Source organism: Nocardioides sp. (assembly GCF_041600255.1).
GTDB lineage: Bacteria > Actinomycetota > Actinomycetes > Propionibacteriales > Nocardioidaceae > Nocardioides.
Genome location: NZ_JBFIKK010000109.1, coordinates 1 through 11,382, shown reverse-complemented (window position 1 = coordinate 11,382; position 11,382 = coordinate 1). Strand labels below are relative to the sequence as shown.

Here is an 11,382-nt window from a genome sequence, read left to right as displayed (position 1 = left end):
GGCGCAACGCGGCGTACTGCGCCGGCCAGGTCGGGTCGGGGGGCACCACCTCGACGCTCTCCGGGCGGTGTTCCCGGACCCGTGCGCGGGCGATCTCCTCGTCGGACGGCTGCTGGAACGGCCGCCAGAGTGGGTGCGTGGGCATCGGCACAGGATAGGTGTGATCGAACCTCACCGATTGACACACCCGTGCAGGTGGCGCACATTCGAAGGGAGGCCGTCGTCTCGACGGTTCCACCAAGCGGGGGTGGTGGGGGGATGGTGATGCGCGGGCGCCTCGGGCTCGTCGTCGCAGGATGGCTGACGGCCGCCCTGCTGGTCCCGAGCGCCGCCGCGACGAACGCATGGCTGGACGAGCACATGGAGATCACGGTCTCGCCCGCCTCCGGCAGCCCTGGCGCCGTCATCACGCTCACGGGCACCGGATGGAATCCCGAGAACGGCGACGTCGACCTCTACCCCGACATCTCGGAGAGCTTCGAGCGGGAGGACAGACTCGTCACAGCGGAGCCGGACCCCGCCGGCACCTTCAGCGTCACTTTCGCGGTGCCCGACCGGGAGGAGGGCGACTACCGGCTCTACGCCTGTCAGGGGTGCGACGAGAGCGGCCGCACGGGTGAGGCGAGCGCCTCCTTCACGATCACCAGCGCCCCCGTCCTCGACCACCGACTCACGCTGACCCCCCTGTCCGGCGCCGTCGGCGACTCGATCGTCGCCGAGGGAACCGGGTGGGGCGACCGGCTCGGCGAGGTCACCCTGTTCACCGTCACCACCGAGCCCGAGGGACGGATCGAGCTGGCCACGGCCCCGGTGTCAGGTGGCGGTTTCGCCACGGACGTCGAGATCCCGGAACTCCCGCTGGGCGCCCGGGAGATCATCGCCTGCCAGGTCTGCGAGAAGGGAGACGGCGCACCGAACGACACCGTCGTGTTCACGGTCGTACCCCCGACCGTGCCCGTGGCGCCCACCCTCGCCCTCCTGCCCGAGGCCGGTCAGCCCGGCGACGACGTCGAGGTCACCGGTGTCGGATGGAACGACGACCTCGGACCCGTCTCGGTGTACGCCGACCCGGGCGACCTCGAGGACGGGGCGGCACCTCTCGACGAGATCAGCACGACCGACGGCAGCTTCGAGGCGGTGCTCTCGGTGCCGGACCGGGAGCCCGGGGACTACACCTGGCTGGCATGTCAACGCTGCTTCGAGGGCGATCGGCTGGAGGACGAGGCGGCCTTCACGATCCAGTCCCCGCCGCCGCCCCCCGGGGAGCGCACCCTGACCCTCCGGCCGACCAGTGCCGCACCGGGCACCACGGTCCAGGTCAGTGGCACCGGGTGGGATCCCAGCCGCGCCGAGGTGCTGGTCTTCAGCGACGAGGACCTCAGCTTCGAGAGCGACCGGGCCCTGCTCTTCGCCCCGGTCACGGACGATGGGACCTTCGAGGGCACGTTCGTGGTCGAGGACGACCAGCCAGGCGAGTTCACCTTCTACGCGTGCCAGGCCTGCGCGTCGGCGGAGCCCCTCTCCGCGGTCGCCGACTTCGAACTGGTGGCCGCGACACCGACCCCCGCCCCGGCCGGCTGGTCGCCGCTGCTCACCACCGCCCTGGTGGTGCTGGTCCTGCTGGTGGTCGCCGCGCTGCTCCAGCAGCAGGTACGCCGCCGTACCCGGCGACGGACGCAGCCTCGAGCGCCGGCCCCCGCCCTCCTCGCGCACCCCGACCTGAGCTTCGACGTGGCCCACGTGGGACCACACACCGGCACCGTGCCGACCCTGCGTCTCGTTCCACACCGGGACGAGGCCGATCCTCACCGAGTGGAGATGCGATGACGACCCTGGATCAGCGTCCCGGCAGCCCGACCAGCCCCGACGCGCTGACCGCTCTGGCGATCCTGGAGGCCTCCGGCGTCGACCTGGAGGAGCGCTTGGTCGAGACGCACGCCCTGGACCAGGCGGCCACCGGGCTGGAGTCCGTCGGCAGCGCACTCTGGGCGGCCGCCGCCACCCAGATCGCCGAGCTCGCGCGCGACTTCCTGAAGGTCGACGTGGGGCAGGTGCTGCTGCGCGGCTGGACGACGTACCAGGCGCTCGTGGAGGCGGGCGACCGAACGCGCGGCACCACGGAGGTCGACGCGGTGGACCTGGCCGGCCACGACCTCAGCCTGCACCGACACCCGAGCGTCGACGTCGTCTACCTCGACCAGACAGTGGCCCGGATGAGGTTCGACGTCGGCGTGGACGTGCACGTCGAGGCGCTCACCGCGGTGGTCCGCGACGGGCTGCTCAGCGGGCTGGGCACCGGGCGGTGCGACGTGACGGCCACGATCTCGGTGGAGGGCACCGAGCTCGCCCGCGCCCACCGGCTGATCGATCCCCACCTGGTCGTGCCGCTGGGCGACGGCATCCCCCTGGGACACCCTCCTGAGCAGCAGCCTCAGCGGTCGGTGGTGCGGTAGGAGCCGCGGTAGAACAACAGCGGGTCCTCGAGGTCGGAGGCGGCCAGGTCCAGCACGCGCCCGATCACGACGTAGTGGTCGCCGGCCTCGTGCACCGCGTGGATGGTGCAGTCGACGTAGCCCAGGACACCGTCGAGCAGCGGCGAACCGGTGGCCTCGGACGGAGTCCACGTCACGTCGGCGAACTTGTCGATCCCCCGGCTGGCCATCGTGTTGGACAGCTCGGCCTGGTCGGCGGAGAGGAAGTTGACGCAGAACTTGCCCGAGCGCTGCATGAGCGGCCAGGCCCGCGACGTCTTGGCCGGCACGAACAGCACCAGCGGCGGGTCCAGCGACACACTCGAGAACGACTGGCAGGTCATCCCGACCGGCTCGCCACCGCTGGTCGCGGTGACCACGGTGACCCCGGAGCCGAACCGACCCAGCACGTCGCGGAACAGCCGCGCCTGGGCCACCGCCTCCGGGTCGTCGGCATGGACGCCGCTCGACTCGCCGGGTCGGAACTCGAAGTCGAAGTCGAAGTCGCCCAGCCAGGAGTTGATCAGGTCGGGGCTCGGCCAGGTCTCCCGAGCATTCGGGCTCATCCCGTCGGGGATCTCTCGGCTGGCCTCGCTCATGGCGTCAACGTTAGTCACCGGTGGCCGACGGAGAAGTCGTGGCCCCAGTAGGAGACCGCCGTGCTCTCCCGCGCCACCCACTTCTCGTCGTCGACGGTCAGGCCCTCGGTGCCGTACTCGACGTCGAAGCCACCCGGGGAGCGCACGTAGAACGAGACCATCTGGTCGTTCATGTGGCGCCCGAGCGTCGCCGACAGCGGAACCTGGTGCTTGCGCACCCGCTCGAGGGCGCGTCCGACGTCGTCGAGCTTGTCGACCTCGACCATGATGTGCACGCACCGGGACGGGTCCGGCATCGGCAGGAACGCCAGCGAGTGGTGCCGCGGGTTGCACCCCAGGAAGCGCAGCCAGGCCGTGCTGCCGGGCTCCTTGCCGACGAACTCCCCCGGCATCCGCATCGAGTCGCGCAGCCGGAAACCGAGGACCTCGGTGTAGTAGCGCAGCGCCTCCTCGTCGTCGCCCACGGGGACGACGATGTGCCCGAGTCCCTGTTCGCCGGTCACGAACCGGTTGGCGTACGGCGTGACCACGGGGCGGGCCTCGTAGGTCGCCCCGTGGAAGAGCTCGAAGACGTTGTCGAAGGGGTCGGTGAACCGGATCATCCCCTCGACCCGGCGCTCGGCCAGCTCCTCGCTGCTCGCCCGGTCCAGCTCGACACCGTGCTTCTCCAGGTGCTCGGCGGCCTCGCGCAAGGCACGACCGTCGGCGACCTCCCAGCCCATGCACCCCATCCGGTCCTGCTCGGCCGGTACCACGACGATGCGGGCCGACAGCTCGTCCATCTGGAAGTAGAGGTGCTCGGGGTTCGGTCCGCGCCCCTCCACCAGGCCGAGCACCTTGCCCCCGAAGTGGCGCCACTGCTCCAGGTCGGTGCTCTCCACCCGTACGTAGCCCAAGGACCTGATGTCGATCGTCATCGTGTGCTCACTTCCGAGTTCATGGGCGACTCCGTCGGCGTCTTCATCGGCGCCTTCATCGGCGGGGGCGTTCGACGTGCCGGGCAAGGAACGACGTCGCGACCTCGGCGAACTCCTCGGCGGCCTCGATCTGGGCCCAGTGGCCACAGTTCGGGAAGACGTGCAGCGAGGCCTTCGGGATCAGCTTGAGTGCGGTGAAGGCGCCGTCGATCGGGTTGACTCGGTCCTCGCGGCCCCAGGTGAGCAGGGTGTGCGCGCGGATCTTGTACGCCTCGCGCCACAGGAAGCCGTCCTCGAAGGTGTCGGGCTTCATGAAGGAGGCGCCCATCGAGGCCATCGCCTCCCGAGCCCCGGGTGCGGTGGCGTCGGCGAACCGCTCCTCGACCAGCTCGTCGGTGACCAGGTCCTGGTTGACGACCATGGTCGAGATGAAGGCGCGCAGCGCGTCGCGGGTCGGGGTCGCGCCGAACTCGTAGAGCCGCTTGATGCCCTCGGTCGGGTCGGCGTGGAAGAGGTTGAGCGAGAGACCGCCGGGGCCCATCAACACCAGGCGACCGACCCGCTTCGGGTACTTCAGTGCGAACCGGGCCGCCGTACCTCCGCCCAGGCTGTTGCCGAGCAGGTGGATCCGCTCGATCCCCAACTCGTCGAGGAGCGCCGCCAGCGCATCGGCGGCGAACGAGTAGAAGTTGCCCTCGATCTCGGGCTTCTCCGAGCCACCGAAGCCGGGCTGGTCGACGAGCAGGGTGCGGAAGCCGGTGGCGAAGTGCGGCAGCGCCGGGCCGAAGTTCGACCAGGCCGAGGCGCCGGGGCCGCCGCCGTGCAGCATCACCAGCGGGAGCCCGCCGCCGATCTCGGTCGGCGTCCCGGCCTCGTGGTAGTTCAGGGTCAGCGCGCCCGCCTTGGCCGAGCGGCGGGTGGACTCCTTCGTGATGGTCAACTCAGTACATCCCCGGGTCGACCTTGTGGCCGAACTCGTGGGCGCCGAACATCTGCAGCGCCCGCTCGGGGTCGTTGGCGGCGTGCACGCGGCCCGCGTGGGCGTCGCGCCAGGCGCGCTGCAGGTAGGTGCCCTCGGCGAGCGCTCGCCCACCCGAGGCCTCGAAGAGCGAGTCGATCGCGTCGATCGCGCGCTGGGTGCCGAGCACCTGGTCGCGGCGGACCTTGAGCCGCAGGCCGAGCGGGATCTTCTCGCCCCGGCTCACGTGCGCCTGCTCCTCGCGGATGTTGTTGACCAGCAACGCCCACGAGGCGTCGATGTCGGACGAGGCGCGTGCGATGCGGACCGCGGCGAACGGGTCGAGCGCGGCCTTCTCTCCCAGGTACGCCGCACGGACGCGCTTCTGCTGCATCTCGACGTGCTCGGCGTAGGCACCCATCGCCATCCCGATGATCGGGGTGGTGATGGTGCCGGTGAAGATCGAGTGGAACGGCAGCTTGTAGAGGTCGGAGGTGTTCTGCTCCTGACCCGGGCCGAAGCAGCGGCCGGTGTCGCCCATCGAGAGCGTGAACGCCTCGGGGACGAAGACCTCGTCGACGACGATGTCGTTGGAGCCGGTGCCCCGCAGTCCCACGACGTTCCAGACGTCGTTGATGGTGTACGACTCCCGCGGGACCAGGAAGGTCCGGAAGTCGACGACCTGCCCGTCGGCGTTGAACACCAGCCCACCGAGCAGCACCCAGGCACAGTGGTCGCAGCCCGAGGAGAAGCTCCACTTGCCGGAGAGGGTGAAGCCGCCCTCGGTCAGGACCGCCTTGCCGGTCGGGGCGTACGACGAGCTCAGCCGGGTGGAGGTGTCGGAGCCCCACACCGCCTGCTGGGCCTCGTCGGAGAAGAGCGCCACCTGCCAGGGGTGCACGCCGACCACGCTGGAGACCCAGCCGGTCGAGCCGCACGCGCCGGCGATGTCACGCACCGCGGTGTAGAAGTCGATCGGGTCGGCCTCGAGTCCGTCGAACCGCTTCGGCTGGAGGAGACGGAAGAACCCGACCTCGTCCAGCTCCTTGATCGAGGCCTCCGGGACGACGCGCAGGCGCTCCGCCTCGTCGGCCCGCTCCCGGATGGAGGGCAGCAGGTCACGGACCCCGTCGAGCACAGCCTTGGACATCGACTTCTCCTGTCATGTACGGACTCGTGAATACTAGAACACGTTCTCGTTTTGGTCGAGTACCCCGACAGATCCACGCTCAGCGCGCGGCTCGGCGGGGCCCGGACTACGAGTTCGCGGCTTCCTTGTCCGCCTCGGCCCGGAGCATCAGGGCGATGTCGATCAGCTGGTCCTCCTGGCCGCCGATCAGCTTGCGACGGCCGGCCTCGAGCAGGATCTTGGCGCCGGAGACGCCGTACCGGTCCGCGGCGTTGCCCGCGTGCTTGAGGAAGGAGGAGTAGACGCCGGCGTAGCCCATCATCAGCGTCATCCGGTCCAGCTGGCACTCCTCCGGCATCACCGGCTTGATGACGTCCTCGGAGGCGTCCACGATCTGCAGGAAGTCCACCCCGGTCCGCCAGCCGAGCTTGTCGCAGACCCCGATGAAGGCCTCCAGCGGCGTGTTGCCCGCCCCGGCGCCGAAGCGGCGTACCGACCCGTCGATCTGGGTGGCCCCCGCGCGGGCGGCGATCACGGTGTTCGCGACGCCGAGGCCGAGGTTCTCGTGGCCGTGGAACCCGACCGTGGCCTCGTGGCCGATCTCGGCGACGACGGCCGCGACCCGGTCGGCGGTCTGCTCCATTACCAGAGCGCCGGCGGAGTCCACGACGTAGACGCACTGACAGCCGGCGTCGACCATGATCCGGGCCTGCTGGGCCAGCACCTCGGGCGACTGGGTGTGGCTCATCATCAGGAAGCCGACGGTCTCCAGACCCAGCTCACGAGCCAGCGCGAAGTGCTGGCGCGAGGTGTCGGCCTCGGTGCAGTGGGTGGCGATCCGGCAGATCTGGCCGCCGTTGTCCTGAGCGGCCCGGATGTCGTCCTTGGTGCCCACGCCGGGCAGCATCAGGAAGGCGATCTTCGCGCGCTTCGCGGTCTCGGCCGCGATCCTGATCAGCTCCTGCTCCGGGGTCCGCGAGAAGCCGTAGTTGAAGCTGGAGCCGCCCAGGCCGTCGCCGTGGGTGACCTCGATGACCGGGATGCCGGAGGCGTCGAGCGCCTCGACGATGTCGTGCACCTCCTGACCGGTGAACTGGTGCCGCTTGTGGTGCGAGCCGTCGCGCAGGCAGGTGTCGGTCAGCCGCAGGTCCAGGTCGCCGCCGTGGGTCTGCGACCAGGTGCGGGAGAGAGCGTCGCGCTCGTGCATGTCAGGACTCCTTGCCGAGGATCGAGCGGGCGATGTTCTGCCCCACCTGGGTGGCGGCGGCGGTCATGATGTCGAGGTTCCCGGCGTACGGCGGCAGGAAGTCGCCGGCGCCTTCGACCTCCACGAAGATGCTGACCTTGGTCTGCCCCTGGGTGGCCGGGGACGGGTCGTCGATCTGCGGCTCCTGGAGCAGCCGGTAGCCGGGCACGTACTCCTGGACCGCCTTCTCCATCGCGAAGACGCTGGCGACGATCGCGTCGCGGTCGGCGTCCGGCGCCACCGCGCAGAAGATCGTGTCGCGCATGATCATCGGCGGCTCGGCGGGGTTGAGGATGATGATCGCCTTGCCCCGCTCGGCTCCCCCGATGGTGGTGACCCCGGCCGAGGTGGTCCGGGTGAACTCGTCGATGTTGGCGCGCGTGCCCGGGCCGGCCGAGCGGCTGGAGACCGAGGCGACGATCTCGGCGTACGACACCGCGGCGGCGCGGGAGACCGCGGCCACCATCGGGATCGTGGCCTGGCCGCCGCAGGTGATCATGTTGACGTTCATCGCGTCCACGTGCTCCTCGCCGTTGACCGGCGGGATCACCGCGGGTCCGACCGCGGCGGGGGTCAGGTCGATCGCCCGGATGCCCGCCTCCTCGTAGCGAGGCGCGTACTCGCGGTGCACGTACGCCGAGGTGGCCTCGAAGATCAGGTCCGGCAGCTCGTCCTGCTTCAGCAGCCAGTCGACCCCCTCGTGGGACGCCACGAGACCACGGTCGGCGGCCAGCTTCAGGCCCTCGCTGGTGGGGTCGACCCCGATCATCCAGCGGGGTTCGATCACGTCGGAGCGGAGCAGCTTGTAGAGCAGGTCCGTGCCGATGTTGCCGGGGCCGACGATGGCCGCGGTGAGCTTGCTGCGGGACATGGGGTTCCTCTCAGTCCGTGAAGGACAGTTGGACAGTGCCGAGCCCGTCGAAGACGGCCTCGAAGTCGTCGCCGGGTCGGGCGTCGATGGCGCGGTGGACGCTGCCGGGAAGGATCACGTGGCCGGCCTCCAGGGTGACGCCGAACGAGGCGACCTTGCGGGCGAGCCAGGCGACCGCGGTCACCGGGTTGCCCAGGACGGCGTCCGAGCGGCCCTCGGCCACCTGCTCGCCGTTGCAGATCAGCCGGGCGTCGATGGTGCGCAGGTCCAGGTCGGTGGGACGCACCCGCGCCTCGCCGAGGACGTAGCCGGCCGAGCTGGCGTTGTCGGCGATGGTGTCGCCGATCCGGATGTTCCAGTCGGCGATCCGGCTGTCGATCAGCTCGATCGCGGGGGCGACGTACTCGGTGGCCTCGATGACGTCGTCCTCGGTGCAGTCCTCGCCGGGCAGCGTGGCACCGAGGATGAACGCGACCTCCACCTCCACCCGGGGGTAGCAGTAGTGACCCGTGCTGACCGGACGCTCGGAGAAGAGCGCCATGTCGGAGAGCAGGTGGCCGTAGTCGGGCTCGTCGACGCCCATCATCTCCTGCATCGCCTTCGACGACAGGCCCACCTTGTGGCCGTGCACCGTGGCCCCGACCGCCAGCCGGTGCCGGATGTTGATCAGCTGGATCTCGTAGGCGTCCACCACGTCGAGGTCGGGATAGGTCTCGCGCAGGGGCGCGATCGGGCGCTGGTGGCACTCGGCGTCAGCCAGCGCGGCAGCCGCCTCGCGGCGAAGGTCGTCGGAGAGCATGGACCCCATGCTAGAACCTGTTACAGTTTTGCGCCATGAGCAGCCCCCACTCCGGCGGTCAGCCGGACTCGTCGCCGGACTCTGTGCCGGACTCGTTGCCGGGCACCGTGGACGTGATCGTGGTCGGTGCCGGCGGCGCCGGGATGACCGCCGCCCTCGCCGCCTCGGCCCGCGGTCTCGACACCGTCCTGCTGGAGAAGAGCGCCTACTTCGGCGGCTCCACGGCCCGCAGCGGCGGTGGCGTCTGGATCCCGGGGAACTACGCGCTGCGCGAGGCCGGACAGGCTGACGCCCCCGAGGAGTCCAAGCGTTACCTCGCCTCGATCGTGGGCGACGTCGTGCCCCAGGTCCGCCGCGACACCTACATCGACCGCGGACCCGAGGTGATGGACTTCCTCAAGGCTCGTACGCCGGTCCGGTTCGCCTGGGTGCCGGACTACTCCGACTACCACCCCGAGGCCCCCGGCGGCCGCTCGGCCGGCCGGAGCGTGGAGCCGGTCCCGCTGGACGCCCGTTCGTTGGGCGACGAGCTCGACCGCCTGCACCCGCCGTACAGCAAGGCGCCGGCCAACCTGATCGTCACCCAGGCCGACTTCCGCAAGATCAGCCTCGGGCTGCGCACCCTCCGCGGCCCGCTGACCATGGTGAAGGTGCTGCTGCGCCGGCTGGTCAGCCTCGCGCTCGGCCGCAAGATGTACGCGATGGGCAGTGCGCTGGCGATCGGGCTGCGCCAGGGGCTGATCGACGCCGGTGTGCCGGTGCACTACGAGACCGAGCTGACCGATCTGGTGATCGAGGACGGCCGGGTGGTCGGGGTGCGCGTCCTGCGCGGCGGCGAGACGCACGTCGTCCGGGCCCGGAGCGGCGTCATCCTGGGCAGCGGCGGATTCGAGCGGAACCTCGAGCTCCGGGAGAAGCACCAGCCCTCCCCCGCCTCGATCGACTGGACCACCGGGTCCGAGTTCAACACCGGCGCCGGCCTGCTGGCCGGGGTGGCCGCAGGGGCGGGCACCGACCTGCTCGACGACGCCTGGTGGGGTCCGACGATCCCGCTGCCGTCCGGACCGTGGTTCTGCCTGGCCGAGCGGAACCTGCCCGGCTCGATCATCGTGAACTCCGCCGGACAGCGCTACATGAACGAGGCGCTGCCGTACGTCGAGGCCGTGCACGAGATCCACAAGGGCGAGGCCACCGGCGTCCCGCACGTGCCGAGCTGGATGATCATCGACCAGCGCTATCGCAACCGGTACCTGTTCGCCGGTCTCTCCCCGCGCCAGCCCTTCCCGGGGCGCTGGTACAAGTACGGGACGGTCAAGAAGGCCGCCTCGCTGGCCGAGCTCGCCGACCAGATCGACGTACCGGCCGACGCACTCGCGCAGACCGTGGAGCGGTTCAACGGCTTCGCCGAGACCGGCGTCGACGCCGACTTCCACCGCGGCGAGAGCGCCTACGACCAGTACTACTCCGACCCCACGGTGTCGCCGAACCCGTCGTTGCACCGGATCGACCAGGGACCGTTCTACGCGGTCAAGATCGTCCCCGGCGACCTCGGCACCAAGGGCGGGCTGGTCACCGACGAGCGGGCCCGAGTGCTCCGCCCGGACGGCGAGGTCATCCCCGGCCTGTACGCCGCCGGCAACGTGTCGTCCGCCGTGATGGGCCACACCTATGCCGGGCCGGGCGCCACGATCGGGCCGGCCCTGACCTTCGGGTACCTGGCCGCGGAGGACATCGCCGCCTCGGCCACGACCACCGCCACCGGCGCGCCGACCCAGCAGGAGAGCTGACATGCCGATCGATCCGTCCGTCGCCATCGGCGCCGACCTCGGCGACCGTGAGTTCTCCTGGAACTCCAGCGACGTCCTGCTCTACCACCTCGGCATCGGCGCCGGTGCGGCTCCGGGCGACAATCTCTCCCCCGTGGCGCTCAGCTACACCGTCGAGGGACCGGCACTGCAGGTGCTGCCGTCGTTCGGCATCGTCGCGCCCACGTTCCACGAGACCGACCCGCCCCCGCTGGACCTGCCCGGGTGCGACATCAACCTGAGCCAGGTCGTGCACGGCAGTCAGTCGATCAGCGTCACCGGCCCACTGCCGACCTCGGGCACCGCGACGGTGAACACCCGGATCATCGACGTCTGGGACAAGGGCAAGGCCGCCGTCATCTGGCAGGAGGGGGTCGCCACGTCGCCCACCGGCGAGGTGCTGTGGACCACGCTGTCGTCGATCTTCGTGCGTGGCGAGGGCGGCTGGGGTGGCGAGCGTGGTGAGTCCACCAGCGTGGCCGTGCCCGACCGCGAGCCCGACGCCGACGCGACGTACGACGTGACGCCGCAGCAGGCCCTGCTCTACCGACTCTGCGGCGACCGCAACCCGCTGCACGCCGACCCGG

The 11,382-nt window shown here is 70.5% G+C and carries 11 protein-coding genes; 4 read left to right on the top strand and 7 right to left on the bottom strand.

Annotation, left to right across the window (positions count from 1 at the left end; translation table 11 throughout):
* Nucleotides 1-264: 264 nt before the first annotated feature.
* Entirely contained in the window at nucleotides 265-1,827 is a 1,563-nt protein-coding gene (locus tag ABZE72_RS12740; protein WP_372729411.1) for a hypothetical protein, read from the top strand.
* Entirely contained in the window at nucleotides 1,824-2,453 is a 630-nt protein-coding gene (locus ABZE72_RS12735; protein WP_372729410.1) for a hypothetical protein, read from the top strand. The genes ABZE72_RS12740 and ABZE72_RS12735 overlap by 4 nt, the downstream gene beginning before the upstream one ends.
* On the opposite strand, the gene ABZE72_RS12730 is transcribed toward ABZE72_RS12735, so the two are convergent.
* From ABZE72_RS12730 to ABZE72_RS12700, 7 genes are all read right to left on the bottom strand, one after another.
* A complete protein-coding gene (locus tag ABZE72_RS12730) occupies nucleotides 2,432-3,070 on the bottom strand; it encodes a flavin reductase family protein (RefSeq protein ID WP_372729409.1) in 639 nt (212 codons plus the stop codon). The genes ABZE72_RS12735 and ABZE72_RS12730 overlap by 22 nt on opposite strands.
* Before the next feature lie 14 nt (nucleotides 3,071-3,084).
* Complete coding sequence (gene hsaC / locus ABZE72_RS12725) at nucleotides 3,085-3,987, bottom strand: iron-dependent extradiol dioxygenase HsaC (protein ID WP_372729408.1); 903 nt, start codon at nucleotides 3,985-3,987, stop codon at nucleotides 3,085-3,087.
* 55 nt (nucleotides 3,988-4,042) lie between these two features.
* The gene (gene hsaD / locus ABZE72_RS12720) at nucleotides 4,043-4,927 is read right to left on the bottom strand and encodes a 4,5:9,10-diseco-3-hydroxy-5,9,17-trioxoandrosta-1(10),2-diene-4-oate hydrolase (protein WP_372729407.1); all 885 of its coding nucleotides are present in this window, start codon (nucleotides 4,925-4,927) and stop codon (nucleotides 4,043-4,045) included.
* A gap of 1 nt (nucleotide 4,928) precedes the next feature.
* Nucleotides 4,929-6,095 (bottom strand): 3-hydroxy-9,10-secoandrosta-1,3,5(10)-triene-9,17-dione monooxygenase oxygenase subunit, encoded by a 1,167-nt coding sequence (hsaA, locus tag ABZE72_RS12715; RefSeq protein ID WP_372729406.1) that lies wholly within the window; start codon nucleotides 6,093-6,095, stop codon nucleotides 4,929-4,931.
* Nucleotides 6,096-6,201: 106 nt separating this feature from the next.
* Nucleotides 6,202-7,281, bottom strand: a complete 1,080-nt coding sequence (gene dmpG / locus ABZE72_RS12710) for a 4-hydroxy-2-oxovalerate aldolase (RefSeq protein ID WP_372729405.1) — start codon at nucleotides 7,279-7,281, stop codon at nucleotides 6,202-6,204.
* A 1-nt stretch (nucleotide 7,282) separates the two neighbouring features.
* On the bottom strand, nucleotides 7,283-8,191 hold the full coding sequence (locus ABZE72_RS12705; protein WP_372729404.1) for an acetaldehyde dehydrogenase (acetylating): 909 nt from the start codon (nucleotides 8,189-8,191) through the stop codon (nucleotides 7,283-7,285).
* A 10-nt stretch (nucleotides 8,192-8,201) separates the two neighbouring features.
* Entirely contained in the window at nucleotides 8,202-8,990 is a 789-nt protein-coding gene (locus ABZE72_RS12700) for a 2-keto-4-pentenoate hydratase (protein ID WP_372729403.1), read from the bottom strand.
* Between the two features lie 35 nt (nucleotides 8,991-9,025).
* Between ABZE72_RS12700 and kstD the strand changes: the two genes are divergently transcribed.
* Together kstD and ABZE72_RS12690 are read left to right on the top strand one after the other, a co-directional pair.
* Nucleotides 9,026-10,777 carry a 3-oxosteroid 1-dehydrogenase gene (kstD, locus tag ABZE72_RS12695; RefSeq protein WP_372729402.1) on the top strand — a complete coding sequence of 584 codons (1,752 nt, stop codon included), beginning with the start codon at nucleotides 9,026-9,028 and terminating at the stop codon, nucleotides 10,775-10,777.
* Nucleotide 10,778: 1 nt separating this feature from the next.
* Nucleotides 10,779-11,382: 3-alpha,7-alpha,12-alpha-trihydroxy-5-beta-cholest-24-enoyl-CoA hydratase (locus tag ABZE72_RS12690; protein WP_372729401.1), on the top strand; the 604-nt coding region annotated here is incomplete at its 3' end.